Origin of the sequence: Nocardiopsis deserti (assembly GCF_008638355.1) — a bacterium.
Taxonomy (GTDB): domain Bacteria; phylum Actinomycetota; class Actinomycetes; order Streptosporangiales; family Streptosporangiaceae; genus Nocardiopsis; species Nocardiopsis alborubida.
The window spans coordinates 1-25,959 of the sequence record NZ_VWVS01000029.1 but is presented as its reverse complement, the minus strand read 5'-3'; the positions used below and the strand labels follow the sequence as shown (position 1 = coordinate 25,959).

Genomic DNA, 25,959 nt, shown 5'->3' with positions numbered 1-25,959 from the left:
AGAACGGGTGGGCCGGGCGCCGGGCGCTCCCGGGAGCTCCGTGCCGGGAGCCCGAACGGTCCAGGCGGCCCGAACGCCCCCGGCGGCCCGGGCCGCTCAGCCCACGTAGCGCCGCGCCCGCGACTCCCTGCGGGGCGCCTCCAGTGTGCGCAGACCGCGCTCCACCCGCGGCGGGACCGGTGCGCGCTCCCTCAGCACCCAGGGCAGCCCCCCGAGGGCCTCGGCGACGGCCATCGCGCTCGGCAGGTCGCGCGGCACCGACCGCAGCACCGACCACGTGTGCCGCCACGCCCCGTCCACCGGGCGCCGCAGCCACGCGGTCCACAGGGTGTTGCGGATGCCCAGGCGCCGCCTCCGGGTGGGGTCGCGCACCGGCGACGCGGCGTGGTGGGCGACCGTGTCCTCGTCCCAGCACATCCACCACCCGGCGGCGGCCAGGTCCAGCGCCAGCAGCTCCTCCTCCCCGCCCATCCACAGGCGCCGGGAGAAGCCCCCCGTCTGCCAGAAGGCGCGGACGCGGAACACGGTGACCCCGGCGAGCACCCCGAGCAGGGCGGGGCCGGGCAGCCAGTCCGGCCCGGGCACCGGCGAGTGGCGCAGCTCCGGGGTGATGGGGTCCTCGCTGCCCGCGGGCTCGACGATCAGCCGCGCCGTGACCGACCCCAGCCCGGGGTGGGCGTCCAGCAGGCCGGCGGCCCGCTCCAGGGAGCCCGGCTCCCACCAGGTGTCGTCGTCGCAGAAGGCGACGTAGGGCGTGTCCAGGGCCTCCACCCCGACGTTGCGGCCGACCGAGCCCAGGTTGGTTCCCGCCCGGACGAGCCGCACCCACGGGTGGCGTTCGGCGACGGCCGCGGCCGTGCCGTCGCCCGAGGCGTTGTCCACGACGACGGTCGGCGGCGGCCCCGGCAGGTCCGCCAGCCGGTCCAGAGTGCGCAGCAGCTCCTCCCGGCGGTCGCGGGTGATGACCACGACGCCGACGCGGGCGCTCCGGCTCATGCCTCCTCCAGCAGGGTCAGGTCGCGTTCCACGTGCGCGGGCACCGGGCGGCGCCGGGCCAGCACGGCGGGCAGGACCCGTAGCGCCCCGGTCAGGGCGCCGCGCGAGACGGGGTCGCGCAGCGAGCGCCCCGCCAGCCGGACCGTGCGTGCCAGGGCCAGGCCGGTGCGGCGGCGCAGCCAGACCGTCAGGAGGGCGTTGCGCTCCTCCAGCGTGCGCCGCCACAGGCCGGGCGGACGCGCCGAGGACGGATGGTGGTGCACGCGCACGTGCTCCAGGTGGCACAGCTCCCAGCCCGAGGCCGCCAGGTCCTGGGCCAGGAGGGCCTCCTCACCGGCGAAGAACAGCAGGTGGTTGAAGCCGCCCGCCTCCGTGAAGGCCTCGCGCCGCACCACGGCGGCGCAGGCCAGGAAGCCGAGGATCCGCGGGCCGGGTAGGCCGTCTCCGTCCGGGAGCGGGCTGTGGGCCAGCGCCCCGTTGAGCGGGTCGGGCCGCCCCTCCTCTCCGACGAACACCGACGCGGCGACCAGCCCCAGACGCGGGTGGGCGTCCAGGGCGTCGGCCGCCGCCTCCAGCGCCCCCTGCGCCCACCAGGAGTCGTCGTCGCAGAAGGCGACGTAGGGCGTCCGGGCGCGCGCCACCCCGGTGTTGCGGGCGACGCAGCCGGTGTTGCGGTCCTGGCGCACGAGCTCGACGTCGGGGAAGCCCTCGCGCACGGCCTCGGCGGTGCCGTCGCTGGAGGCGTTGTCCACGACCACCACGGGCGGCCGGGGCTCCAGCCGTTCCAGGTGCCCCAGCGTACGCAGCAGTTCTCCGCGCCGATCGCGGGTGGCCACCACCACGGTGACCCGTGAGCGCTCCGGATTCCCCACCCTGGTCCTCTCCCCCTTCTCGCGTCCTGGCCGCCCCGCACATCACACCGGCGCAGGCACCGCCTCCGGTCCGGCCCTCAGTTGGCGGGCGCGGCGCCCTCGGACAGGTCCTCGTAGCGGTCGCGATGGTCCACGAAGTAGGCGACGGTGCGGCGCAGCCCCTCGTCCAGCCGGATGCGCGGCCTCCAGCCCAGGGCCTCCTCGGCCAGGCGGATGTCGGGGCGCCGGAAGTGCGGGTCGTCCTCGGGGCGCTCGACGAAGGTGATCTCCGACCGCGTCCCGGTGACGCTGAGGACCACGCGGGCCAGGTTCAGCACGGACAGCTCCTCGTCGCTGCCGATGTTGACCGGTCCCGTCGCCTCGCTGTCGGCCAGGGCGATCAGGCCCCGCACGGTGTCGTCCACATAGCACAGCGACCTCGTCTGGTGGCCGTCGCCCGCCACCGTCAGCGGCCTGCCCTCCAGCGCCTGGTTGACGAAGGTGGGCACCATGCGGCCGTCGTCGGCGCGCATGCGCGGCCCGTAGCAGTTGAAGATGCGGGCGATGCCCACGTCGGCCCCGCGGGCGCGGTGGTGGGCCATGGTCAGCGACTCGGCGTAGCGCTTGGCCTCGTCGTAGACGCTGCGCGGGCCGACCGGGTTGACGTTGCCCCAGTAGGTCTCGCGCTGCGGGTACTCCAGCGGGTCGCCGTACACCTCGCTGGTGGAGGCCAGGACCAGGCGGGCGCCGTACCGCTCGGCGCACTCCAGCGCGTTGCGGGTGCCCAGGCTGCCCACCTCCAGCGTCTCCACCGGCAGACGAAGGTAGTCGGGCGGCGACGCGGCCGAGGCCAGGTGGAACACCGCGTCCACGGGTTCCTCCAGGGTGAACGGTTCGGTGAGGTCGGCCTCCATCAGCTCGAACCAGGGATGCCCGGCCAGGTGCGCCACGTTCTGCGCCCGGCCGGTGGCGAAGTTGTCCAGGCACACCACGCGTGTGCCCCTCTCCAGCAGCCGCTCGCACAGATGGGAGCCGAGAAACCCGGCGCCACCGGTGACCAGGGCCCTTCCTCTCGACGCGTACTCGCGCATCGTCGCCCACCTCCTCGGATGGTCTCACCGCTTACCTGGGTGCTGTTCTTTGGCCACTGGGGCCTGTCTTGTGAACGGAGTCCTGGCGTGAGGGGGGCTGTTCGGGCGCCCACGGGGTTCTGGAGGCGGCGGAGGTGAGACTGCGAGGAACGAGCCGTCTCACCGGAGGCGCCACTGTGCCTGCTTCAACCCGACTCCCGTGCTTCGGGCTCCCGGACACGGGACGAAGCGAAGCGGAGGCCCCGGAGGACACCGCTCAGGGCCAGGACGTCTCCTGCGAGGGGCAGATCACCATCTCTCGCACCTCGCAGCCGGGCGGCTGGCTCAGCGCGAACACCACCGCGCGGGCCACGTCCTCGGGCGCGTTGAGCTTGGCGTCCGGGCCCGGCTTGTACTGGTCGGGCCGGTCGTCGAAGAAGGAGGTGCTCATGCCCCCGGGGACCAGGAGCGTCACCCCGACCTGTCCGGCGAGCTCGGCGGCCAGCGCCCGGGTGAAGCCCACGACCCCGAACTTGGAGGCGCAGTAGGCGGTGGCGTCGCTGAGCGCGCGCAGACCGAGCGTGGAGGCGCAGTTGACCACCGTGCCCCGGGAGGCGCGCAGGTGTGGCAGGGCGGCGCGGGTCACGGCGGCGGTGCCGATGAGGTTGACCTGGATGACCCGCTCCCAGTCCTCGGCGGACACGTCGGTGAGCGTGCCGCAGGCGTCGGTCCCGCCCGCGTTGACCAGGGCGTCGACGCGTCCGTGCTGGAGGCTGACCTGCTGCACGACGCGTTCGACCGCCTCGCGGTCGGCCAGGTCCACCTGGTGGAAGGAGAAGTCGTTGCCGGGGTGCTGGCGGTCCAGGATGATCGGGTGGCCGCCCCCGTCGGCCACGGCCTGCGCGGTGGCCGCTCCCAGGCCCGAGGATCCTCCGGTGATCAGCGTGTTTCCGAGCGGGCGCATCTGTCTCCCTCGTTCTCCGTCGTCGTTCGTCTCTCGTTCCCGGGCGCCGGGGCAGGGGCGTCCGGTCTCGGGGGCCTCAGCGGGCGGGCGCCCCGTCGCGGCCCCGGCCGCGTATGCGGGTGATCAGCCCGGTCGTGGAGTGGCCGGGCACGAGGGGCACGGTGACCACCTCTCCCCCGGCACGCCGCACGACGGGCGTCTCGGGCAGGTCCTCCACGTCGTAGTCGCCGCCCTTGACCCACACGTCGGGCCGCAGCTCCTCCAGGGCGCGCACGGGCGTGTCCTCGCCGAAGAGGACCACCTCGTCCACGCAGTCGAGCGCGCTCAGCACGCGGGCGCGGTCGTGTTCGGCGACCACCGGACGGCCGCTGCCCTTGAGCGCGCGCACGGAGGCGTCGCTGTTGAGCAGGACCACGAGGCGGTCGCCCAGGGCGCGGGCGCGGCGCAGCAGGTCGACGTGGCCCGCGTGCAGGACGTCGAAGCAGCCCCCGGTCGCCACGACCCGCTCCGCCCGGCGGCCCCGTCCCGCCGGGCCGCTCTGTCCCGTGCGGGGTCCGGGCACGGCGGCGGCGCGCGCCTCCCCGGCGGCGGGGCGCGGGGCGGCGTAGGCCGAGGCCCCGCCCCCGGCGACGAAGGCCGAGGCGGAGGCGACCCCGCGGCGGACGGCGTCACGCACGTCATCGCCGTCGGCGAGCGCCGTGGCGCACGCGGCGGCGAAGGCGTCCCCGGCGCCGCAGGTGTCCGTCGGCGAGTCGACGGGCGAGCCCGGCAGGAGTGCGCGTTCGCTCCCCGTACCGGACCAGGCGGCGCCGCGCGCGCCGAGGGTGACGGCCGCCGAGTGCGCACCCCACGCCCAGGCCAGCTCCCCCGCCCGGCGCAGGGCCTGCTCGTCGGTGCCCCCGCAGACCCCGGCCTCGGCGGCGTTGGGCGTGGCCAGGCGGGTTCCGGGTACGGGGTCGGCGCCGCGCGGGTGCGGGTCCCACACGAGCGGGACGCGCCGTGCGCAGGCCGCCAGGGCCCGGCGCACGGCGCGCTGGCGGGTGAGCCCGTGCCCGTAGTCGGCCACGAGCACGACCGCCGCCCCGGCCAGGGCCTCGGCGACCTCCTCGGCGCGGGCGTCGAGTTCCACGCCGTCGCAGCCCTGGTCCAGGCGGGCCACGGTGCGGCCGTTGGCCTGGACCCGGGTCTTGGTGGGCGTGTGCGCCATCAGGGGCAGCCCCACCAGCCGGACGCCCTCCCCCACGAGCGCGGCCAGGTCGTCGGCGGCCGAGTCGCGGCCCACCGCGGTGACCAGGACCACGTCGTGGCCGTCCTGCCGGGCTCGGCGGGCCGCCAGGGCCGCGCCGCCGGGCCGGTACCAGGACTCGGGCTCCTCCAGTACGGGTGCGGGCGCGTCGGGGCAGTCGCGCCGGGACACGCCCCGCAGGTCCACGTCGAGCAGGGCGTCGCCGACCACCACCACGGTCGCGTCGCTCATGTGGCCGCCCTCCCCTCCGGGACGAAGACCCCGTGCGCGCGGGCGGCGACCTCGGCGTCCACCGCGGCGCAGAACACGTGGACCAGCGCCAGGTGGACCTCCTGCACGGTGGAGGTGCTGGGCGCGGGGACGGCGACCGTCTCCTCGCTGAGCGACTCCAGGGCGCTGGGTCCGGGGCCGGTCAGGGACCAGCAGGTGACGCCGAGCTCCTGCGCGGCCTTGGCAGCGGCGACGACGTTCTCGCTGTTGCCGCTGGTGGACATGCACACCAGCAGGTCTCCCGGTCGGGCGTGGGCGCGCAGCTGGCGCGCGTAGACCTGGTGGTAGCCGTAGTCGTTGGCGATGGCCGTGACGCTGGAGGTCTCCGCGTGCAGCGCGATGGCCGACAGGGGCTCGCGCTCGTCCTCGAAGCGTCCGGTCAGTTCGGCCGTCAGGTGCTGGGCCTCGGCCGCGCTGCCGCCGTTGCCGCAGGCGAACAGGCGCTGTCCCCCGCTCAGGGCGCGCGCGGCGCGGCGGCCCCATTCCTCGACGAGGGCCGCGTCCGTGCCGTCCAGCGCGGAGCTGAGCTGTCTCAGATGGGTGTGCATCACTCCTCGCCTCCCCCGGTGGTGGTGGCGACCGGCGTGTTGCGCCCCGCGCGGGGCGCCGGGACGGCCGTGCCGGTCGCGGTCGCGGTCGTGGTCACGTGCAGGTAGCACTCCTCGGTGCGCCGGGCCACCTCCGCCCACGAGTAGCGCTCGCGCGCCCGCTCGGCCGCGGCCTCGGCGAAGGAGGTCCTGGTCGCCCCGTCCGAGAGCAGCCAGCGCACGGCGCGGCCCAGCCGCTTGGGCGACCTGGCCGGGACGAGGAGTCCGGTCTCCCCGTGCACGACGGTGTCGACGTGGCCGCCCACGCGGGAGGCGACCACGGGGACGCCGCAGGCCATCGCCTCGACGGTGGAGATCCCGAACGGCTCGTACCAGGGCACGTTGACGGCCACGTCGGCCGACCTGAGCAGGGCGGGGACCTCGGCGCGGTCCACGCAGCCCAGGAAGCGGACCCGGTCATCGACGCCCGCGCGCTCGGCGACCATGCGCAGCCGCACCGCCTCGGGCTGGGTCCACAGGCGTTCGCGGTCGGCTCCCCCGGCGATGACGAGTTCGGCCTCGGGCACCTCGGCCAGCGCCCGGATCACCGTGTCCACGCCCTTGCGCCTGACCAGGCGGCCCAGGCTGAGCAGGCGCGGGCGGTCGCCGCGCTCGGCGGCGGGGCCCTTCGCGGTGAAGCGGGAGGTGTCCACGCCGCAGGGCACCACCGCCACGCGCTCGGGCGGGACCCCCCACTCGGCGAGTTCGCGCCGCTCCTCGGTGGAGGTGGCCACGACCATGTCGCACTGACCGGCCACGGCGCGCTCGGTCGGAACGCGCTCGACGGGGCTGGTGTCGTCCGTGCCCTGGTGGCGGCGCTTGACGGTGCCCAGGGCGTGGAAGGTCTGCAACACGGGCAGGTCCAGGGCGCCTGCCGCCCGCAGGGAGGCGAAACCGCTCATCCAGAAGTGGGCGTGGACGACGTCGGGCCGTTGGACGCGCCAGGCGGCCCGCAGCCGCTGCGCGAACTCGGGCATGTACCGGGGCAGCTCGTCCTTGCTGATCGGGGCCGCCGGTCCTGCGCGCACGTGCTCCACGCGCACGCCCGGGCTCAGGGAGACGGTGTCGGGCCGCTCGGCGTCGGTGCGGCGCGTGTAGACCACGACCTCGTGTCCGCGCGCGGCGAGCGCCGCGGCCAGCTCGGCCACGTGGACGTTCTGGCCGCCCGCGTCCTCTCCGGTGATCGCCGCCAGCGGGCTGGCGTGTTCGGAGACCATGGCGATCCTCATGACGTCACCTCCTGTAGCACCCGGTCCCAGTCGTCGAGGAACCTGGTGAGCCCGTAGCGGCGCAGTGCCGCCGTCCGGGCGGCCTTGCCGGCACGAAGGGCGAGGTCGCGATCCTCATGGAACGCGCGCAGCGCCTCCGCGAGTACTCGGGGGTCGGTCGAGACGGTGCCCGCCTCGGGCGGTACGGCCTCGTAGGCCTCGGTGGTGCCCAGGGCGGCCACCGGCAGGCCGAGCATCATCGCCTCGATGAGGGACAGGCCGAGCGAGGTCCACCGCAGGGGGTGGGCGTAGGCGCGGCGGCGGGCGAGCTCGTCGTGCATGGCGCCCTGGGGCAGGTCCTCGTGGGCGCGCAGCCGCGGGGGCGCCAGGCCGAGGTGGTCGGGTACCCCGGCCACACCCATGCCGAACAGGTCCAGGGGCACGCGCTCGGCGAGTGCGGGCAGCAGGTCGGTGCCGGTGAAGCGCCAGCGGCGCAGGGGCTCGTTGAGCACCACGCCCGTGCGGGCGACCTCGCCGGTGTAGCGGTACCCGGGGTCGGGCACGCCGTGTTCGACCACGCGGGTGGGCGCGCGCCCGCAGTCCCAGAACAGGTCGTTGAAGTGGGTGACGTGGACGACGGGGATGTCGTCGCGGTCGGCGACGGGGTGCCGCGTGACCGGCACGTCCTGGCGCGGGGTGTTGTGCTCGACGTAGACGGCGGGCACGTCGCGGCCGGGCACGCGGCCCAGGAGCTCCTCGGCCAGGGCGATCTCGTGCGGTCGCTGGAGGATCACCAGGTCGGGCTCGCTGTCGCGCACCGCCACCGGGGGCAGTTCCTCGGCGTTGGCGGGCCAGTCCCAGGTGCGGGCGCGGCCCCGCCCGTCCGGCCCCCGGTCCGGGGTCACCGGCAGCAGGCAGGTGTGCCCGCCGTGGACGAACGCGGTCGTCCACGAGCCGTGGACGTGCCAGAGCAGGACCCGCAGCACGCGCGCGGGCGTCCTGGCCCGGCCCTGCGCCATGCCCCGGGGAGCAGGCGCCGGGATGGTGGGTGTCGGGTGGTGGACGGTCATCGTTCCCCCAGGAGTTCGTCGACGGCGGTCAGGACGTCGTCGGAGGAGACGGAGTTCAGGCAGGGGTGCCCGGGTACGGGGCAGACCCGGGCTCGGGTGTCGGCGCAGGGCGCGAGCTGGTCTCCCAGGACGCGGACCGCGGTGCCGTGGGGCGCCCACGCGGAGGCGGGCACGACCGGGGAGAAGAGCGAGACCACGGGCGTGCCGACGGCGGCGGCCAGGTGGGCGGGGCCGGTGTTGCCCGAGACCAGGACGGCGGCGCGGTCGAGCACGTCGGCCAGTTCGGCGACGGTGGTGCGCCCGGCCAGGTCCGCTCCGCCGTGCGCGGCGACCTCGCGGGCCGCCGCGGCCTCCCCCGCGGTGCCGGTGACCAGCACCCGGTGTCCGCGCTCGGCCAGCGCGGCGACGGTCTTGGCGGCCAGGGCGGGCGGCAGCTCCCGGGAGGGCGCGTCCGCGCCGACGTGGACCACCGCGTATCCGTCCGGCCCGGTCAGCTCCCGGGTGTCGGGCAGCGGTCGGCGCACGGCCAGGCGTCCGTCGTCCCCGGGGGGCCGCGGGTACCCGGCCGCCCTGGCCAGGGACAGCATCCGTTCGGCCTCGGGGATCCCGTGGGCCACGTGGTGGCGCACGTCGAGCAGGCTGCCCGGATAGTCCTCGCTGACGGCCGAGATCCGGGGCACCCCGGCCATGCGCAGGAGCAGGGCCAGCGGCAGCGGCGACTGGTGGAAGGAGGTCAGGAGCACGGCGGCGTCCGCGCCGAGGCCGCGCAGGCGCTCCACGAGGCGGGTGACGTCGGCGGCGTCCACCGGCGGCGGGTCGGCGGCGATCCAGGGCGCGCACCAGGTCAGGACGCGGTCCACGCCCGGCAGCGTCGCGGCGGTCTCGGCGCCCCGGGGACCAGCGAGGTAGACGACCCGGTCGGCCCCGTGGGCGACGGCGCGCACGGCAGGTCCGGACAGCAGGACGTCCCCCATGCTGTCCAGGCGCGCCACGATCACGGTGCCCCCGCTCACGAGGCGTCCCTTCCGAGCAGGCGCAGGACGGCGGCCTCCAGGTCGGGCGCGCTCTCGGGCGCGGACCGGCGCTCGGCGTCCAGGGTGGCGGCGGTGGGCACGAGCACCCCGCGCGCGCCCGCGGCCCGCGCCGCGTCCACGTCGGCGCCGATGTCGCCGACCAGCGCGCAGCGGGAGGCCGGTAGGCCCAGTTCGGCCGCGGCGGAGCGGACCATGCCGGGCGCGGGCTTGCGGCACCCGCAGCCGTCCTCCTCCCCGTGCGGGCACACGCGCCACACGTCGAAGGGGCCCAGCAGTTCCTCCACGCGCCGGTTGACCGCGTCCACCTGGTCGCGGGTGATCAGCCCGCGGGCGATGCCCGACTGGTTGCTGACCACACCGACGGCGAGTCCGGCGCGGCGGGCCAGGGCGAGCGCCCGTTCGGCCGAGGGCGTGGGCCGCACCTTGTCGGGGTCGCCGTTGTAGGGGACGTCCTCGACCAGGGTGCCGTCCCTGTCAAACAGCACGGCCGCCACTCCCGGGGCGGGGCGCGCCCCGGCGTGGCGGATCTCGCCGCGCAGACGCTGCCAGCAGGCCAGGGGCGGGATGAGCGCGCTGGTCACCAGCATGTCGGTGACCTCGTCGCGGGTACCGGGTCCGCCGGAGATCCGGCGCCGGGCGAACGCGGCGGTGCGCGCGGCCCACAGCGCGGCGCACGCGGCGGCCGCGGCGCGGTGCCCGGTCAGGGCCGCCCCGGCGGCGCCCAGCAGGGCGGCCGTCGTCAGCGCGTGCCCGCGCAGCCCGCCGGGGCCCTCGCCGACCCGGCTGCGCCAGCCGCGCCCGTGCAGGCGGTCCATCAGCGCGTTGTCGGCGTTGCCGCGCTGGGCGGCCAGGCTCGCCCAGCGTCCGCCGCCACGCAGCGGGTGCACGCACTCGCGCTCGCCGGGCACGAGGACGAACCCGGCGTCCACGACCCGCAGGGCCAGGTCAGTGTCCTCGCGGTAGGCGCGCGGGAAGCGGGTGTCGAAGCCGCCGACCTCCTCCAGGACGCTCCTGCGGTAGGCCATGTCGGCGGTGATCCAGCGGGCGCCCTCCAGGGCCAGGGTGGCCCGTTCGGCGTCCGTGGGCCGGTGCCCGCGGGGGCGGGGCACGGTGATGCGGCCCTGGCTGGCGCCCACCTCGGGGGGCAGGTCGGCCAGGTCGGCGCACAGGCGCCGCGGCCAGTCCTCGGGCGGGGCCACGTCGTCGTCCAGGAAGGCGATCCACTCGGAGGCGCAGGCGTGCCATCCCGCCTGGCGGGCGGCGGCGGGGCCGCCTCCCCCGGAGCGCAGGACCCGCACCCGGGCGTGGTCGGCCCCGAGAAGCGGCGCGGTGTCGGTGGGCGGACGGTCGTCGACGACGACGATCTCCTCGGGCGCCTCCCGGGTCGGCGCGTCCAGGAGCGGCCTCAGGACGCGGGGCAGGGTGTCGCGCCCCATGGTGGGAACGACCACGGAGTAGCGGGGAGCGCTCACCGGTGCGCCCCCTCGCCCGCCCGGCGGCGCACGACGAACGGGCCGATGGCCAGCAGGTCCACGGGCGCGGACCCGAAGCACTCCAGGGCGTCGCGCGGGGAGTCGACCATGGGCCGCCCTGCGGTGTTGAGGCTGGTGTTGACCAGGACCGGCAGGCCGCTGCGCTGTTCGAAGCGGTCCAGCAGGCGCGCGGTGAGCGGGTCGTCCCGCTCGGCCACGGTCTGGACGCGGGCGGTGCCGTCCACGTGCACCACGGCGGGCAGGCGCTCGCGCCAGTCGGGGTGCACCTCGTGGACGAAGAGCATGTACGGGCTGGGCAGGGGCCCGCCGGAGAAGATCTCCGACGCCCTGCGCTCGGCCACCATCGGCGCGACGGGGCGGAACTGCTCGCGCCCCTTCACCCGGTTGAGCCGTTCGAGGTTGTCGGGGTTGGACGGGTTGGCGAGCAGGGACCGGTGCCCCAGCGCGCGGGGCCCGTACTCCGAGGCGCCCTGGAACCAGGCCACCAGCGCGTCCCGCTCCAGCGCCTCGGCCACGGTGTCGGCCAGGTCGTCGGGGCGCTCGAACGCGACGTCGGCCTCGCGCAGGATCGCGTGCAGCTCGTCCTCGTCCCAGGAGCGGCCCAGGTCGGCCCCGGGCATGGGCGCCACCGAGTCCTCCACGAGCGAGGCCACGTGCAGGGCGCCGCCCAGCGCGGTGCCCGCGTCACCGGAGGCGGGCTGCACCCAGACCCTCTCGAAGGGCCCCTCACGGGCGATGCGGCTGTTGGCGACGCAGTTGAGGGCGACCCCGCCCGCCATCGTCAGGCACGGGCGGCCGGTCCGCTCGTGCAGCCAGCCGACGACGGCCAGGAGGGTCTCCTCCATGGCGGCCTGCACGCTGGCGGCCAGGTTCGCGTGCTCCTTGGAGGGCTCCCGTCCCGGCTCGCACGGGTCGGCCAGGGAGTTCCAGTCCAGGCCCGAGGCACGGACCAGGCCGTCGCCCTCGTAGCGCACGCACTTGCGCACCGCGTCGAGCATGGTGGGCTCGCCGTAGGAGGCCAGGGCCATCACCTTGTACTCGTCGCTGGAGCGGTGGAAGCCCACGTGCTCGGTGAGCTCCTCGTAGACCAGTCCCAGGGACTCGGGCAGCGGCTGGCGGGCCAGCACCTCCAGCTTCCCGCCGGTGTAGACGCCCGCCAGGTGCGAGGTGCTCTCGCCGCGGCCGTCGGCCACGAAGACCGCGCAATCGCCGCCCCCGGCCTCGGGCGGGGCGGCGAGCCCCGCGGAGGCCGCGTGCGCGACGTGGTGGGGGACGTAGGTGATCTTGGCCGGGTCCAGGCCCGGCAGCGCGGTGGCCAGGAAGTGCGGCACGCGCTCGACGTAGAACAGGCGCAGGCGTTCCCAGCCGCGGTCCTGTCCGGGCCCCTCGGGGTCAGCCAGAGCGGGGTCGTAGGAGTAGGTGACCGCGTCCAGGTCGGCGGGGCGCAGCCCCGCGCGCTCCAGGCACCAGCGCATCGCCTGCTCCGGCAGCTCCCACGTGGAGAAGGGCACCGCGGCCTTGCCGTGCTTGCGCCGCGAGAACCGCTCCTCCTCCGCCGCCGCGACCGTGCGGCCATCGACGACGATCGCCGCTGCCGGGTCGTGGAAGACGGCGTTGACACCGAGGACACGCATGTAACCGCTCCCTCCTCAGGCTGGGTCTGGGACTCAGACGCCGAGCGCACCCACTCGACTACCAGCAGCAGCGACGCCTAAACATCGGCCACAGGCGAACCGGAACCCGCTCACCAGCACCGACGCGCGCGCGGAAACCGCTCCGGGACCGCCGCCCGTGCGCCCGGGGTCCGTCCGGCTGCGGTGGAGAAGCCGTCATGTTTGCCCCCACGGATGCGGGCTATGGGACCGGTGAGAGCTGAGAGGCACGACCGGCACGAAAGGAGCAGGACCATGGTGGTGCGAACCATCGACCAGGTGATGAGCAGCCCGGTCCGCACGGTCTCGCCGGACACGTCCCTGCGTGAGGCCGCGGAGATCATGCGCGACGCCGACGTGGGCGACGTCGTCGTGACCCAGGACAAGCGGATCATGGGCATCCTGACCGACCGAGACATCGTGGTGCGCTGCGTGGCCGAGGGAGCCGACCCCGGCCAGCACAGCGTCAGCGACGTGTGCAGCTCGGAGGTGGCCACCGTGCCGCCGCAGAGCGGGATCGCCGACGCGGTGCACGTCATGCGCACCAGCGCGGTGCGCCGCCTTCCCGTCGTGGACGGCGACCGTGTCGTGGGCGTGGTGTCCATGGGCGACCTGGCGCGGGCCGTGGACGAGGACTCCGCGCTGGCCGACGTCAGCGCCGCCGACCCCAACCGCTGAGGCACCGGTGGGAGAGACGCCGCCGTCCGGCCGCGGAGGCCCGGACGGGGGCGGGGCCCCCGACACGGGCGGACGACCGTCCCTGCTGGCGCTGCGGGCGCTGGGGCTGGGCGACTTCGCCACGGCCGTTCCCGCGCTGCGCGCGTTGGAGCGGGCGCTGCCGTCCTGGCACCGGACCCTGGCGGGCCCCGCCTGGTACCGGCACCTGGTCGCGCTGGCCGGGCTGGACTGGGAGGTCCTGGCGGCCGAGCCGCTGCGCGCGCCCGACACCGGCGCCCCGGACCTGGCGGTCAACCTGCACGGCCGCGGACCGCAGAGCACGGCGGCCCTGGCCGCGCTGACGCCGGGGCGGCTGTGGACGCACGGCCACCCGTCCGCCCCGCGGTGGCCGGGCCCGGAGTGGCCCGAGGGGGTCCACGACGCCGAGATCTGGTGCCGCCTGCTGCACTCGCACGGTGTGGCGGCCGACCCGGACGACCTGCGGTGGCCGAGTCCTCCGGAGGGGACGGGCGCGGTGGTCGAGGAGGACACCGCGATCGTCCACCCGGGGGCCGCCTCCGGATCGCGCCGGTGGCCCGCGGAGCGTTTCGCCCGGGTGGCCGGGGAGCTGTCGGCCTCGGGGCTGCGGGTGCTGGTGACCGGCTCGCAGAACGAGACCGCGCTGGCCGAGCGGGTGGCCGAGGCCGCCGGGCTCGGCAGCCGGGCGGTGCTGGCCGGGCGCACGTCCCTGGACCTGCTGGCGCGGCTGGTCAGCCAGGCTCGGCTGGTGGTGTGCGGGGACACCGGGATCGGCCACCTGGCCACGGCCTACGGCACGCCGTCGGTGCGCCTGTTCGGGCCGGTCTCCCCGGAGCTGTGGGGCCCGCGGGTGGACCGGGAGATCCACGCGTGCCTGTGGGCGGGCCGCCCGGGCGATCCGCACTCCGCCACGCTGGACCCGGGCCTGGACGCGATCGGCGTCGAGGAGGTCGTCGCCGCGTGCCGGACCGTGCGCGCCTCCGGCCGCCCCACCGCCGAGGACGCCCTCCGCGGTTCCTGAGCCCTGCTCCGCGAGCCTTCGCCGATAGATGCAGCTTCCGCCGATGGGTGCTGGGTGCGGACTGGCCGAAAACGTTGCCGATGTGACGCAAGGTGCCCTGTCCCGCGGCGACCCTGTACTTGTAGCGAGGTTGGGCTTCCGGGACTCGCTACAGGTACAAGATCACGGCGAAGAGGGCCCTGCCGGTCACGGGTCAGCGCTCTCGGACGGACTCTCCGCCTTGGGACGGGCGCGCAGGTGCGCGCGCTCACCCTGTCTGCCGAACAGGCTGAGGAACTCGACCGCCCCGTTGTCGGCGGAGCCGAACCAGTGCGGCACGCGGGTGTCGAACTCGGCCGCCTCGCCCGGAGCGAGCACCAGGTCGTGCTCGCCCAGGATGACCCGCAGCCGCCCGTTGAGGACGTAGAGCCACTCGTAGCCCTCGTGGGTCTGCGGGTCGGGTTCACTCGGACGGTCGCTGGCCGGGATCACCAGCTTGTACGCCTGGATGCCGCCGGGACGGCGGGTCAGGGGCAGCATGGTCATGCCGTGGCGGGTGACCGGCCGCAGGTGGATGCGCGGATCGCCGGTGGGTGGCGCGTCCACGAGTTCGTCGAGGGTGACACCGTACGCCCTGGCCAGCGGAAACAGCAGTTCGAGGGTGGGACGACGAGAACCCGACTCCAGCCGGGACAGGGTGCTCACCGAGATGCCGGTCACCGCCGACAGGTCGGACAGCGTGGTCTCCTTCTGCTTGCGCAGCGCGCGCAGCCGGGGTCCGACCGCGTCGAGCGCGTGGTCGAGATCGTCTTCCATGCCGCCATTTTGCCATACCGGCAACGAAGATTGCGTGAACCGGCGAGGGGTCGCATGGTGGGGGCATGGAGGTGATCGCTGTGAACGATCAGTTGGAGAGCGGCTACGACGCGGTGGTGGTCGGCGGTGGCGCCGCCGGGCTGAACGGGGCCCTCATGCTGGCCCGGGCGCGGCGCTCGGTGGCGGTGGTCGACGCGGGCGCCCCGCGCAACGCACCCGCCTCGGGCGTGCACGGGCTGCTGGCCCGGGAGGGCATGTCCCCGGCCGAGCTGCTGGAGCGGGGCCGGGCGGAGGTGCGCGGCTACGGCGGCCACGTGGCGACCGGGGAGGTCGCCTCGGTGACCCGCGACGGCGGCGGGTTCCGGGTGGAGCTGGTCGACGGCCGGAGCGTGCGCGCGCGTCGGGTCCTGGTGACCACCGGACTGGTGGACGAACTGCCGGACGTGGCGGGCGTGCGGGAGCAGTGGGGCGCGGGTGTGGTGCACTGCCCGTACTGCCACGGCTGGGAGGTGCGCGACCGGGCCATCGGCGTGCTGGCCAGCGGGCCGATGGCGGTGCACCAGGCGCTGCTGTTCCGTCAGTGGAGCGAGGACGTCACGCTCTTCGCCCACACCATGCCCTCGCCGGGCGAGGAGGACGCGGAGAAGCTGGCCGCCCGCGGCATCCGCGTGGTGGAGGGACCGGTGGCCTCCCTGGAGACCGCCGACGGCCGGATCACGGGACTGCGGCTGGCGGACGGCACGGTGGTCGGCCGGGAGGTGGTGGCCCTCGGAACGCGGATGGTGGCGCGCGCCTCCTTCCTGGAGACGCTCGGCCTGCGGACCCAGGAACACCCGATGGGGGTCGGCGAGTACGTCCCCACCGACGAGGGCGGCCGCACCGACGTGCCCGGGGTGTGGGCCGCGGGCAACGTCACCGACCTGACCGCCCAGGTCGGCGCCTCGGCGGCGTCGGGCGCGGCCGCCGGGGCCCAGATCAACGCCGACCTGGTCAACGAGGACACCCGCCGGGCGGTCGCCGCCCACCGGGACGCCTTCTCGGCCGGCTCTGAGGCGCGTGTGAGCGAACTGGTGACGGGCGAGCGCAGCCACGGCCTGTGAGCCTCGGGAAAGGGGACGGCGTGTCCGAGGATGTGGACACGGCCACCGTGCGCGGTGACCGCGAGACCGCCCCGCGCGACTGCGTGGCGCGGACCCGCGGGCGCCCCTGACCCGCGTTCCCCCGCGGTGCGCCGCGCCGCGGGGGTACGCCGCCCGGCGGGGCGCGTGGACACCGCCCGCCCCACGGCGGACCGCGTGTTCGCGGAGGATGCCCTAGCCTGGCGGCGTGCACCACGACAACGAGGACGCCGGAGACGACCGAGGCCCCGAGGTCGCCCACCTCCTGGTCCGCCTCCTCAACATCAGCCAGCGGATCGGGCGCTACGCCGCGCACGAGACCGGCGAGCGCACGTCCCCGGCGACGTGGCGCGCGCTGAGCGTGCTCCAGGAGAAGGGGCCGCTGCGACTGGGCGTCCTGGCCGAGCACTGCCGGGTCAGGCAGCCGACCATGACGGTGATCGTGGAGTCGCTGCTCTCCTCCGGGTACGTGGCGCGCCACCCCGACCCCGACGACCGGCGGGCCCAACTGCACGAGCTGACCCTGGCCGGCGCGGCGGCGCTGGAGGACTGGCGGTCCCGGATCGGCGACGCGCTGGAGCCGCTGTTCTCCGACCTGTCCGCGCGTGAGCGGGCGCTGCTGTCGGACTCGGTGCGGCTGCTGGACGAGCGGCTGCGCCGCGGCGGGGCCTGAGCCACCGGTTCCGCCCCCGGAGCCCGGCCATCGGTTCCGCACGCCCGCCGCCCCCGTCGCGTACCGCCCGCGAGCCCTCCGCGGTTCCGGTGATCCGGATCTCCCCCCACCCGCGGCCGCCGTGTGCCGGATGGGAATGCGCGGGGATTAACATAGGTTACCTATGCGAATGAGGGCCCCGACCGTACCGGCCGCCGTCCTCCCACCATCGGCGACGACAGGGAGCAACAGAACATGGTGGCGGAGACCGACACCCCGCGTACAGCGCCGCCCGGAGGCGCGGACCAGGGACACGCGCCGGAGGGGTCCATCCTCCGGCAGCCGCGCGCCGTGTGGGCCGTGGCGTTCGCGTGCGTGATCGCCTTCATGGGCATCGGCCTGGTCGACCCGATCCTGCCCGCGATCTCCCGCAGCCTGGAGGCCACGCAGACCCAGACCTCGCTGCTGTTCACCAGCTACCTGCTGGTCACCGGCCTGGCCATGCTCGTCACCAGCTGGGTGTCGAGCCGCCTGGGCGCCAAGCGCACCCTGCTGGTCGGCCTGGCGCTGATCGTGGTCTTCGCGGCCGCGGCCGGGACCAGCGGCAGCGTCGAGTCCGTCATCGGCTTCCGGGCCGGGTGGGGACTGGGCAACGCGTTCTTCATCTCCACCGCCCTGGCCACCATCGTCGGCGCGGCCAGCGGCGGCGCCTCGTCCGCGATCGTGCTCTACGAGGCGGCGCTGGGCCTGGGCATCGCCACGGGCCCGCTCCTGGGCGGGCTGCTCGGCAGCGTGAGCTGGCGCGGCCCCTTCTTCGGCACCGCCGCGCTGATGGCGGTCGGGTTCGTCGCGATCGCGGTCCTGCTCAGGAACGAGGCCACGGAGCGGACCGCGCCGGTGCCGCTGTCGGCCCCGTTCGCGGCGCTGCGCGTCCCGGGCATCCTGGTGCTGGCGCTGACCGCGCTGTTCTACAACGTCGGGTTCTTCGCCCTGCTGGCCTACACGCCCTTCCCGCTGGGGCTGGACGAGATGGGCCTGGGGTTCACCTTCTTCGGCTGGGGCCTGGCGGTCGCCGTGACCTCGGTCTTCGTGGCCCCGGTGCTCACCCGGCGGTGGCCGCGCACGCGGGTGCTGTGGACCACGCTGCTCCTGCTGGCCGCGGACCTGGTCGCCGCGGGCGCGCTCATCTCCTCCACGGCGGGACTGATCACCAGCATCGTACTGGGCGGCCTGCTGCTGGGCGTGCTCAACACGGTGCTGACCGAGTGCGTGATGGAGGCCAGCGACCTGCCGCGCTCGGTGGCGTCCTCGGCCTACTCGGCGGTGCGCTTCCTCGGCGGCGCCGCCGCTCCCCCGGCCGCCTCCGCGCTCGCCGCAGCCCTGTCCCCCGGCGCGCCGATGTACGCGGCGGCGGGATCGGTGGCGCTGGCCGCGGGGATCGTGCTCGTGGGCCGCAGGGCGCTGCGCAGGGTCGACGACGGCCCCGAGTCCGCGCGGGCCGGGGCCGGGGCGATCACCACGGGAGATTGAGCGCCGGTCCGCGGCACGGTCAGCGCCTGGCCGCCTCGACGAGGAAGCGGTGCACCGTGCACGTGAGCGGCCTCCCACGCACCATGGTCCGGTGGAGCCGCAGCAGCGGACCGCGGTGGGGCCAGCGCGCGTCGAAGCCCGGCACCTGCCACGGAACCATGCGCAGGTAGAACACGAGCGCGCCGACGTCGTGGAAGCGGCGCAGGGTCCGGGCCTGACGAGCGCGGGTGACGGCCAGTCCCGCTCCCTCCAGACCCGCGACCGCCGCGTCGAGGTCCCAGTTCGCGTCCCGGTCCGGGGGCGGCCCCTCCAGGAGGGCGCTGAGTTCGCGCCCGTCATCACTGCCGACCTGCTGGGTGACGAAGACGCCGCCGGAGGTCAGGACCCGCCCGACCTCGGCGGGGTCGTAGGCCTCGTGGCGGTCGAGCACCGCGCCGAACGCTCCGGAGGGCAGGGGCAGACTCCCGTCGGGGCCAGGCTCGACCACGTCCACCGCCAGGGCCGCGAGCCTGCGGCGCGCGACGGGGACGTTCGGCGGCCAGCCCTCGGTGGCCCGGGAACCGGGCGGCAGCGGGGCCAGGGAGGAGAGGAACTCACCGCCCCCGGTACCCAGGTCCAGGACGGGCGCCCGCGCGGCGCGCACGAGCTGTCCGGCGCGCTCCTCGTAGGACCAGGGCAGCGGGTCCTCGGTCATCCTCCCGTCCAGGAACCGGAAGTCCCACCCGGAGGTCGGTCGCCGCGCGGCCTCCTCCACCAGGTCGTCGAAGTCGCGCACGGGCCCCGTCCTCTCGTGGTCGCCCGGCCATTGTGCGCACCCGGCGCAGCGGGTTCAACCGAATAACGACGGAGCGCGGCATCGGAGTCGACCACGGGCGTACACGGTCGATACCGAACGCGGATGTCGCGGGGCGGCGGTCTCCCTAGGCTCGTGGCCATGACCGAACAGAAACGCTCCGCTCTCGGCCTGTCATGGACCGTCATGATCGTGCTGGCCCTGCTCGCGGCGCCCCGCGTGATCCTGCACGACCTCGACATCATCCAGGAGGGAACGCTCGTCAACGCCCTGTTCGTGTTCGTCCCCCTGCTCGTGTGGGTGGTGGTGGCCGTCCTGACCCGGGCGCCGAAGCCGTTCCCGACCCTGCTGGTGGTCGGACTGCTCTACGGCGTCCTCCTCGCCCTGGGGCACCAGCTGCTGTGGAACACCGCCTGGGAGGGGGACCCCCCGACGCTCGGCGGCAACCTCAGCGACCTGCCGCCCGCCGCGCACGCGATCATCATCCGCGGCTTCTCGGTGGTGAGCAGCCTGTTCACCGGGGCGGCCGTCGGCGCCGTCACCGGTCTGATCGCCTGGGGGATCGGCAAGCTCGTGCCCGACCGCTCCAGCGTCTCCTGACACGCGGACCCCGCTCAGATGGCCTCGCGGCGCTGGAGGTAGGAGAAGGCCCCCCAGCCCGGCAGGACCGGCAGCCAGAAGGTCAGCAGCCGGAACAGCAGCACCGCGGGCAGCGCGACGGCGGCGGGGACGCCCGCCACCGTGGTCAGACCGCCGATCAGGGCGGCCTCCACCGCGCCCAGGCCTCCGGGCGTGGGCGCGGCCGAGCCGATCGCGTTGCCCGCCAGGAACACCACCGCGACCGCCACCAGGCTCACCCGGGCGCCCGGATCGGCGAAGGCCAGGACCGAGAACTGCAGGCACAGCACGAACGCCGCGGTGATCAGCAGCGTCCCGCCGAAGCCCAGCAGCAGGCTGGACGGGCTCTGGAGCATGTCCAGCAACCGCGGCAGCACCCCGCGCAGGTAGGGCCGGATCCGGGCGCTGAGGGCGTGCCGCAGCCGGGGCAGCAGCAGGACCACCCCCACCACGGCCGTCCCGGCGATGCTGATCACGACGACGGTCGGGGAGGGTGTGAACCCGGTCCAGTACGAGGTTCCGGTGAGGTAGGCGCACACCAGCAGCAGCGGCACGTGCACCAGGAAACCGACCAGCTGGGTGAGGCCCACCGCGGACAGGGCCAGGGAGGTCGGGACCCCCTGCCTGGTGGCGAACCGGGTGTTGATCGCGAGCGACCCCAGCCCGGCGGGGGCGGCGATGCGCACGAACGACCCGGCGTACTGGACCATGACGGTGCGCCACCACGGCAGCGGCGCGGGCACGAAGCCGATGAGGATCATCGCGGCGGAGAGCGTGCACACCACCGACGCGACGAACGCGGCCAGCGTCCACCCGAGGTCGGCCCGGCCGATGGCGGTGAAGTCCACACCGGTGAGCTGGTACAGCAGCACCAGGCCGACGACGGTGGCGACGATGACGCTGACCACGGTGCGCGGACGCATCCGCTCCAGGCGGGCGGGTTCGGAGGGCGCCTCCGGGGCGATGCGCACCACGCGCTCGCGCAGCCTGGCCAGGAGTCCGCGGTCCCCGCGCAGGGCTCTGCGCAGCGTGTAGGGCAGGCCGGGGGGTTGCAGGAAGGGCAGGACCGCGGCCGTGGCGGTCACGCCCAGCGCGCGCACCGCCGAGTCCACGGCGCGCCCGCTCCCCACCCGCATGGCCAGCAGGGTGAGCATGGCGGCCTGGTCCAGGGCGACCTGGAGCTGGGGGGCGGCCACGCCGCCGCGGTCCAGGCCGGTGAGGAGGACCGCCGCCTCCCGGGGACCCGCCGGGACGGTCGGGGCTGTGGTCTCGGAGGTGTCGACCGGGTCGGAGGTGCCTGCCGGGCTGGCGACTGTGTCCTCCAGTGCGAAGGTGCCTGTTGGGACGGATGGGTCCTCTGCGCCGGAGAGGTCGACTGTGCCCGAAGGGCGGCCCAGGACCCCGACGGTGGCGCCGTTGACGTTGCCGTGGACGAGCCGGTGGCGGTGCAGCAGTCCGAGTTCGCGCCAGCACAGGTCGATCAGCTCGTCGGTGAGCTCCTCGTCGTCGAGTGCGTCCAGCGCGCGGAAGTCGGGCAGCTCGCGGACCAGCAGGACGGTGCCGGGCCCGAGTTCGCCGACGGCCAGGACGCGGGGGACGGCGGCCCCCGCCTGCCGGGCCGAGAAGCTCATCAGCGCGGCGTGCTCGGCGCGGCGGCGGACGCCGTAGAGCATCCGGGGGGCCACGGGGCCGCGCAGGAACAGCAGGCCGAGCAGGCGCCGCCAGAACCCGGCGGTGTTCTCGGAACTGAGCACGACCAGCTCCACCCGGCGGCCGTCGTCGAGTTCGGCCAGGTGGCGGGGGTTGCCCTCCTCGTCGTCGTCCGCGCGGGAGACGCCGGTGGCGGCCAGCCCGAACCTGCGCAGCTCGGCGTCCAGGCCGTTGTCGGTCTGCGGCGGCGGCCTCTCCCCCAGCGCGTACCGGACCAGGGAGGCGCAGGTGAGGCCGACCAGGACGGTCAGGACCAGGGCGAGGACGCTGGTGACCCCGGCCAGCAGGGCGCAGACCGCGACGGTGGTGTTGCCCGCCCACAGGATCGAACGGACCCGCGGCAGCCCGGTGGGCATGGTGCGGACGAAGGCCAGGACGGCTGCCACGTAGCCGAGGGTGGCACTGGTGAAGACGTCGTCGGGAGCGAGCGCGTCGGGGAACCGCTCCGGGCCGATCAGCGCGAAGAGGCTGGCGTTGATCAGCGAGGCGAGGGTGTACGCGGCGATCCCGGCGGCGACCGGCCGGACCAGGGAGCGCCGCCGCCCGGTGAACAGCGTGCGCAGGACGACGTAGCTGACGAGGACGATCAGCAGGAGGTTGGCGCCCGCGGCGACGAGCAGGAGCAGGCCGGTGGGCAGCAGCGCGCGGAGCCGGTCGGGGTCGGTCCCCTCCACACCGTCGGTGACCACGCGAACGGCGATCATGATCGCCACCACCACGAGCAGGCCGACCACTCCCGTGAGGAGGTCGACGGGTCTGCGCGGGGCTCGCGGTGTCCGGGGGTCCGGCGCGGGGGTCTCGTCGGTTCGCGTTGTCACACTCCCAAGACTGCCCGACTCCGCGGGGGCCGGGTACCAGGGGCGGTGCGTTTCGCGGGACCGGCCGCGCTCAACCCGTGGCGAGGTCGGGGATCTGGTCCAGGCCGATCCGCGGGACAGCGGGCAGTGGGCGGGGCTCCCCCGTGTTCTCGAAGGACTGGAGGAGGTAGGCCACCAGGCGGCGCGAGGAGGCGGCGGCCGCCTCGGGCGGGCCGGAGGCGGCCCCGCAGTTGGCCAGGATCAGCAGCGTGAGGTCCTCCAGCGCGAAGTCGGGGCGCAGCCGCCCGGCCGCCTTCGCCCGGCGGATGAGCTCGGTGAGGCCGCGTTCGGCGCGCTCGCGCTTCTCCTCGAAGGGGACCGCGCCGGGAAAGGCGGTGAGGAACGCGCCGGTGAAGCCACGGTCGGCGGCCTGCATCTCGCACACCCGCTCGACGGCCGTGCAGAAGCCCCGCCAGGGGTCCGGGTCGGCGAGGGCGTCGTCGACGTGGGAGGCGCAGTCCGACAGTTGGTCGGCGAACACCTCGGTGACCAGGGACTCGCGGGTGGGGAAGCGGCGGTAGAGGGTGGCGATCCCCACCCCGGCGCGGCGGGCGATGGCGGACATCGGCACGTCGATCCCGCGTTCGGAGAAGGCCGCGCGGGCCGCCTCGACGATGCGGTGGCGGTTGTGCAGCGCGTCGGCGCGCAGGCTCGGGGCGTCGCCGCCGGGCGCGGTACGGGGCGTTCGGGCTGGCATGCCCACCACCTTACGGCGGCCGGGCGCCCCGCCCGGGGGCCGGGGCGGGGCGGGCTGTGCCGGGGCCGCCTACTCGGGCGGCGCGAGCAGTCCGCGCTCGTAGGCGCGCACGAGGTTGCGCGGCACGAGGTACTCGCGGCCGCGGATGTGGACGCGCGCCAGGTCAGGGGTGGCGGCCTTCCACTGGGAACGGCGCGTGCGGGTGTTGGACCGCGACATCCTGCGCTTGGGTACGGCCATCGGGTCCTGCCTTCTTCTCGGGTGGTTCGGGGGCGGGGCGCCGGGCCCCGCCTCGCGTTCTGTCGGTCAGCCCCTGCGCTGGTAACGGCGCTGGAAGCGCTCCACGCGGCCCGCCGTGTCCACCACGCGGGCGTTGCCCGTGTAGAAGGGGTGGCTGGCGCTGGAGATCTCGACGTCGATCAGCGGGTAGGTACGGCCGTCGCTCCACTCGATGGTCTTGTCGCTGGTGGCGGTGGACCTGGTGAGGAAGGAGAAGTCGGCCGCGCGGTCGCGGAAGACGACCGGCTGGTAGTCGGGGTGGATTCCCTGCTTCATGTGTGCCCCCTTGGGGTGGTCGTTGGTCGGAGTGGCCCGCCCGCTCAGCGCTCCTCGCGGAACTCGACGTGGCGGCGGACACGCGGGTCGTACTTCTTCAGGGTGAGCCGGTCGGGCGTGTTGCGCCGGTTCTTGCGGGTGACGTAGGTGAAGCCCGTCCCCGCGGTCGACTTGAGCTTGATGATCGGCCGGATCTCGTTGCGTGCCATGGATGCCTCCTCGGGTGTTCCCACGCGTTACAAGTCAATGATAACCGTTTTCATTCCCGATTCGGCCAGGCCGCCTTCCGCCTGTGGACGACCCCCGCCCAGGCCGCCTCGGCGGGGCTCAGCCGCCGGATCCGCCGCGGACCGGACGCCAGTACTGGCGGTCCCCCTCGTCGCGCACGACCACGCCCAGACCGGCGAGTTCGGCGCGCAGCTCGGCGCTGTCGTCGGCGTCCTTCGCCCTCAGCGCCTCACGGCGGGCCCGCAGGACCGCCTGGGCGTGCTGCTCCAGACCCGGCATTCCGTCGACCCAGCGCCGGAACCGGTCCGCGTAGGGATCGCCGTCCCGCCAGGGGTAGCCCTGCGCCTCGAACGCGGCGCGGAGCCGCTCGGCGCTGTGGTCGGTGCGCTCGCGGGCGAGCTCGGAGGTGTCCGTGCCGAGCAGGACCAGATCGCGGCCGTCGACGAAGACCGCACCCACCCGCTCGCGGGCGAACTCCGTGTTCCGGCCGGACCGGATGACGCGCACCCCGTCCCCGCCCGCCTCGACGGCGACCATGTCGTCATAGGACGCGAGCGCGACGAAGCCGCCAGCGAGGACCCCGAGGACCACCAGGACGGCTGTGAGGACCGGCCCGTCCAGGCGCGCCAGGAGGGCGACCTGCTCCTGCCCCGGGACCAGCGGGAGCTGGTGGACCCACTCCGGCAGGAGGGTGAGCCAGCCCGGCACCCGGGACAGCACCCAGCCCAGCCCGACGCCGAGCAGGGGGAAGAGGGTCCACAACAGCACGTGGGTCGCCCCGTGCTCACGGACGACGGACGGCGGTCGGCTGGTGTCGGTCACGGGAAGTCCTCTCCCTGGTGGCGGCCGCGGCCGGAGCGGTGGCGAGACCGCCCCCGACTACCTCCCCGACGCGTCCTCCGTGGTGGTCAACTCCTTCCTAGTTGAGCATATAGGATTCTGTACATGCAACCAGTCGACAGTGGGGACGGGGAGACCAGGCGCTCCTTCATCGAGGAGGCGCGCCGCGGACAGATCGTGCGGGCGGCGGTCGAGACCATCGCCGAGGAGGGGTACGCGCGGGCGTCCTTCGTGCGCATCGCCGCACGGGCCTCGGTCAGCCCCGGCCTGATCACGTACCACTTCAGGACGAAGGAACGGCTGCTCCGGCAGGTGCTGGAGTACGTCAACGCACGCCTGGACCGGGCGATGGAGGGTGGGCCCGAACCGCTGGCGGGGTTCGAGGACGCCCTGCTGCGCATCGTCACCGGCCACGTCATGCACTGCTCGCGCCATCCACAGGAGGTGGCCGTCCGCCAGGAGATCAGCGGCGCGGACGTGCCCGCCTCCGTCCGCGAGTGGATCGCGCGGGGCCAGGAGGCCGGGCGCGCCGAACTGGTCGGCTTCCTCACCGAGGGGCAGGGCCACGGGGAGTTCCGCGCCTTCGACACGGAGGTGTTCACCGACGCCCTCTTCGCCGCCCTGAACGCGGTTCCGGGCCGGCTGCGGCGCAGACCGGTCGAGGAGCACGAGGACTACGCCCGGGAGCTGGCCCGCCTGTTCTCCGCGGCGGCGACCGGACGCGGACCCTCGGACTAGGGTCTGTTTTTTGAACCGGCCTCAGCTTGTGGGGGGGTTGGTTCGGGCGCCCACAGGGTTCTGGAGGTGGTGGAGGCGGGTTCGTGAGGAACGAGCGAACCCGCCGGAGACACCGAAGGTTCCCGTGCTTCGGGCGCCCGAACACGGGCCGAAGCGAAGCGGAGGTCCCAAAAAACACTGTCTAGGTGCTGCGGGGTCCTTCGCTCCGGCTCGTGTCCGGCGCCCCGGGAGCCGGAGCCCGTGGCTCCCTCCGCACGCGAAACGCCGGTGCCGCCGCGGGGTTGCGCGGCGGCACCGGCGTTGGGTCGGTCTTTATCCGGTCGGCGACCGGTCCGTCAGGACCGTCAGGACCGTCAGGACCGTCAGGACCGTCAGGACCGTCAGGCGACGACCTTGCCCTCGGCGCGCTTCTCCACGCGCCCGGCGCGCAGGCGGCGGGCCTCGTCGGGGTCCAGGACCGGTGCGGCCGTCAGCAGCTGGCGGGTGTAGTCGCTGGTGGGGTTCTCGTACACCGCGTCGCTGTCACCCATCTCCACCACCTCGCCCGCACGCATCACCGCGACCCGATCACTCACCTGACGCACCACCGCCAGATCATGGGCCACGAAGATGTAGGTCAACCCGAAGTCGTCCTGCAACTCCGACAACAACCGCAGCACCTGATCCTGCG

General features: G+C 74.9%; 27 protein-coding genes. 7 read left to right on the top strand and 20 right to left on the bottom strand.

Going from position 1 to position 25,959, the window contains the following annotated elements; genetic code table 11:
• Positions 1–96: 96 nt before the first annotated feature.
• The 11 genes from FYW99_RS29645 to FYW99_RS29595 form a co-directional block, all read right to left on the bottom strand.
• Positions 97–996, bottom strand: a complete 900-nt coding sequence (locus tag FYW99_RS29645) for a glycosyltransferase family 2 protein (RefSeq protein WP_150255528.1) — start codon at positions 994–996, stop codon at positions 97–99.
• Positions 993–1,868 carry a glycosyltransferase family 2 protein gene (locus tag FYW99_RS29640; protein WP_150255526.1) on the bottom strand — a complete coding sequence of 292 codons (876 nt, stop codon included), beginning with the start codon at positions 1,866–1,868 and terminating at the stop codon, positions 993–995. Before FYW99_RS29640 ends, FYW99_RS29645 begins: the two co-directional genes overlap by 4 nt.
• A 77-nt stretch (positions 1,869–1,945) precedes the next feature.
• Complete coding sequence (locus FYW99_RS29635) at positions 1,946–2,938, bottom strand: UDP-glucuronic acid decarboxylase family protein (protein ID WP_150255524.1); 993 nt, start codon at positions 2,936–2,938, stop codon at positions 1,946–1,948.
• A 256-nt stretch (positions 2,939–3,194) separates the two neighbouring features.
• On the bottom strand, positions 3,195–3,881 hold the full coding sequence (locus FYW99_RS29630) for an SDR family oxidoreductase (RefSeq protein WP_150255521.1): 687 nt from the start codon (positions 3,879–3,881) through the stop codon (positions 3,195–3,197).
• Positions 3,882–3,957: 76 nt separating this feature from the next.
• Entirely contained in the window at positions 3,958–5,358 is a 1,401-nt protein-coding gene (rfaE2, locus tag FYW99_RS29625) for a D-glycero-beta-D-manno-heptose 1-phosphate adenylyltransferase (RefSeq protein WP_150255518.1), read from the bottom strand.
• Complete coding sequence (locus tag FYW99_RS29620) at positions 5,355–5,945, bottom strand: D-sedoheptulose-7-phosphate isomerase (protein WP_150255516.1); 591 nt, start codon at positions 5,943–5,945, stop codon at positions 5,355–5,357. The genes rfaE2 and FYW99_RS29620 overlap by 4 nt, the downstream gene beginning before the upstream one ends.
• Complete coding sequence (locus tag FYW99_RS29615) at positions 5,945–7,213, bottom strand: glycosyltransferase (protein ID WP_150255513.1); 1,269 nt, start codon at positions 7,211–7,213, stop codon at positions 5,945–5,947. The genes FYW99_RS29620 and FYW99_RS29615 overlap by 1 nt, the downstream gene beginning before the upstream one ends.
• A complete protein-coding gene (locus FYW99_RS29610; RefSeq protein ID WP_150255511.1) occupies positions 7,210–8,262 on the bottom strand; it encodes a glycosyltransferase in 1,053 nt (350 codons plus the stop codon). The genes FYW99_RS29615 and FYW99_RS29610 overlap by 4 nt, the downstream gene beginning before the upstream one ends.
• Positions 8,259–9,275: a glycosyltransferase family 9 protein gene (locus FYW99_RS29605; RefSeq protein ID WP_150255509.1), complete on the bottom strand. Its 1,017-nt coding sequence runs from the start codon at positions 9,273–9,275 to the stop codon at positions 8,259–8,261. Before FYW99_RS29605 ends, FYW99_RS29610 begins: the two co-directional genes overlap by 4 nt.
• The gene (locus FYW99_RS29600; RefSeq protein WP_150255507.1) at positions 9,272–10,768 is read right to left on the bottom strand and encodes an HAD-IIIA family hydrolase; all 1,497 of its coding nucleotides are present in this window, start codon (positions 10,766–10,768) and stop codon (positions 9,272–9,274) included. Before FYW99_RS29600 ends, FYW99_RS29605 begins: the two co-directional genes overlap by 4 nt.
• Positions 10,765–12,423, bottom strand: coding sequence for a carbamoyltransferase family protein (locus FYW99_RS29595; protein ID WP_150255505.1), 1,659 nt, complete (start codon positions 12,421–12,423; stop codon positions 10,765–10,767). The genes FYW99_RS29600 and FYW99_RS29595 overlap by 4 nt, the downstream gene beginning before the upstream one ends.
• Before the next feature lie 273 nt (positions 12,424–12,696).
• Between FYW99_RS29595 and FYW99_RS29590 the strand changes: the two genes are divergently transcribed.
• Both FYW99_RS29590 and FYW99_RS29585 read left to right on the top strand, forming a co-directional pair.
• Positions 12,697–13,119: a CBS domain-containing protein gene (locus FYW99_RS29590; RefSeq protein WP_150255502.1), complete on the top strand. Its 423-nt coding sequence runs from the start codon at positions 12,697–12,699 to the stop codon at positions 13,117–13,119.
• A gap of 7 nt (positions 13,120–13,126) precedes the next feature.
• On the top strand, positions 13,127–14,158 hold the full coding sequence (locus FYW99_RS29585) for a glycosyltransferase family 9 protein (RefSeq protein ID WP_150255499.1): 1,032 nt from the start codon (positions 13,127–13,129) through the stop codon (positions 14,156–14,158).
• Between the two features lie 186 nt (positions 14,159–14,344).
• Here the strand turns inward: FYW99_RS29585 and FYW99_RS29580 are convergent, their stop codons facing one another.
• Positions 14,345–14,953 carry a helix-turn-helix domain-containing protein gene (locus FYW99_RS29580; protein ID WP_150255497.1) on the bottom strand — a complete coding sequence of 203 codons (609 nt, stop codon included), beginning with the start codon at positions 14,951–14,953 and terminating at the stop codon, positions 14,345–14,347.
• Positions 14,954–15,018: 65 nt separating this feature from the next.
• Here FYW99_RS29580 and FYW99_RS29575 point away from each other — a divergent pair, with 65 nt between their 5' ends.
• From FYW99_RS29575 to FYW99_RS29565, 3 genes are all read left to right on the top strand, one after another.
• On the top strand, positions 15,019–16,053 hold the full coding sequence (locus tag FYW99_RS29575) for an NAD(P)/FAD-dependent oxidoreductase (RefSeq protein ID WP_150255494.1): 1,035 nt from the start codon (positions 15,019–15,021) through the stop codon (positions 16,051–16,053).
• A 226-nt stretch (positions 16,054–16,279) separates the two neighbouring features.
• Entirely contained in the window at positions 16,280–16,744 is a 465-nt protein-coding gene (locus FYW99_RS29570) for a MarR family winged helix-turn-helix transcriptional regulator (protein ID WP_150255491.1), read from the top strand.
• Between the two features lie 234 nt (positions 16,745–16,978).
• The gene (locus tag FYW99_RS29565) at positions 16,979–18,253 is read left to right on the top strand and encodes an MFS transporter (RefSeq protein WP_150255489.1); all 1,275 of its coding nucleotides are present in this window, start codon (positions 16,979–16,981) and stop codon (positions 18,251–18,253) included.
• Between the two features lie 19 nt (positions 18,254–18,272).
• Here the strand turns inward: FYW99_RS29565 and FYW99_RS29560 are convergent, their stop codons facing one another.
• Complete coding sequence (locus FYW99_RS29560) at positions 18,273–19,028, bottom strand: class I SAM-dependent methyltransferase (protein WP_150255487.1); 756 nt, start codon at positions 19,026–19,028, stop codon at positions 18,273–18,275.
• Between the two features lie 159 nt (positions 19,029–19,187).
• On the opposite strand from FYW99_RS29560, the gene FYW99_RS29555 reads away from it, so the two are divergent.
• On the top strand, positions 19,188–19,646 hold the full coding sequence (locus FYW99_RS29555; RefSeq protein ID WP_150255485.1) for a hypothetical protein: 459 nt from the start codon (positions 19,188–19,190) through the stop codon (positions 19,644–19,646).
• A gap of 14 nt (positions 19,647–19,660) precedes the next feature.
• Here FYW99_RS29555 and FYW99_RS29550 read toward each other — a convergent pair whose 3' ends face one another.
• From FYW99_RS29550 to FYW99_RS29525, 6 genes are all read right to left on the bottom strand, one after another.
• Positions 19,661–22,078, bottom strand: a complete 2,418-nt coding sequence (locus FYW99_RS29550) for a lysylphosphatidylglycerol synthase transmembrane domain-containing protein (protein WP_190394862.1) — start codon at positions 22,076–22,078, stop codon at positions 19,661–19,663.
• Between the two features lie 184 nt (positions 22,079–22,262).
• Positions 22,263–22,928, bottom strand: a complete 666-nt coding sequence (locus tag FYW99_RS29545) for a TetR/AcrR family transcriptional regulator (RefSeq protein ID WP_150255483.1) — start codon at positions 22,926–22,928, stop codon at positions 22,263–22,265.
• Positions 22,929–22,997: 69 nt separating this feature from the next.
• Positions 22,998–23,168: a 50S ribosomal protein L32 gene (gene rpmF, locus FYW99_RS29540; protein ID WP_047870212.1), complete on the bottom strand. Its 171-nt coding sequence runs from the start codon at positions 23,166–23,168 to the stop codon at positions 22,998–23,000.
• A gap of 66 nt (positions 23,169–23,234) precedes the next feature.
• Positions 23,235–23,483, bottom strand: coding sequence for a type B 50S ribosomal protein L31 (locus tag FYW99_RS29535; protein ID WP_061078686.1), 249 nt, complete (start codon positions 23,481–23,483; stop codon positions 23,235–23,237).
• A 44-nt stretch (positions 23,484–23,527) separates the two neighbouring features.
• Entirely contained in the window at positions 23,528–23,692 is a 165-nt protein-coding gene (gene rpmG / locus FYW99_RS29530; protein ID WP_013152592.1) for a 50S ribosomal protein L33, read from the bottom strand.
• Positions 23,693–23,810: 118 nt separating this feature from the next.
• Entirely contained in the window at positions 23,811–24,533 is a 723-nt protein-coding gene (locus FYW99_RS29525; RefSeq protein ID WP_150255480.1) for a YqeB family protein, read from the bottom strand.
• 123 nt (positions 24,534–24,656) lie between these two features.
• On the opposite strand from FYW99_RS29525, the gene FYW99_RS29520 reads away from it, so the two are divergent.
• Complete coding sequence (locus FYW99_RS29520) at positions 24,657–25,289, top strand: TetR/AcrR family transcriptional regulator (RefSeq protein ID WP_190394859.1); 633 nt, start codon at positions 24,657–24,659, stop codon at positions 25,287–25,289.
• Between the two features lie 380 nt (positions 25,290–25,669).
• Here the strand turns inward: FYW99_RS29520 and FYW99_RS29515 are convergent.
• A partial coding sequence (locus tag FYW99_RS29515; protein ID WP_150255476.1) for an ABC transporter ATP-binding protein occupies positions 25,670–25,959 on the bottom strand: 290 nt, incomplete at its 5' end.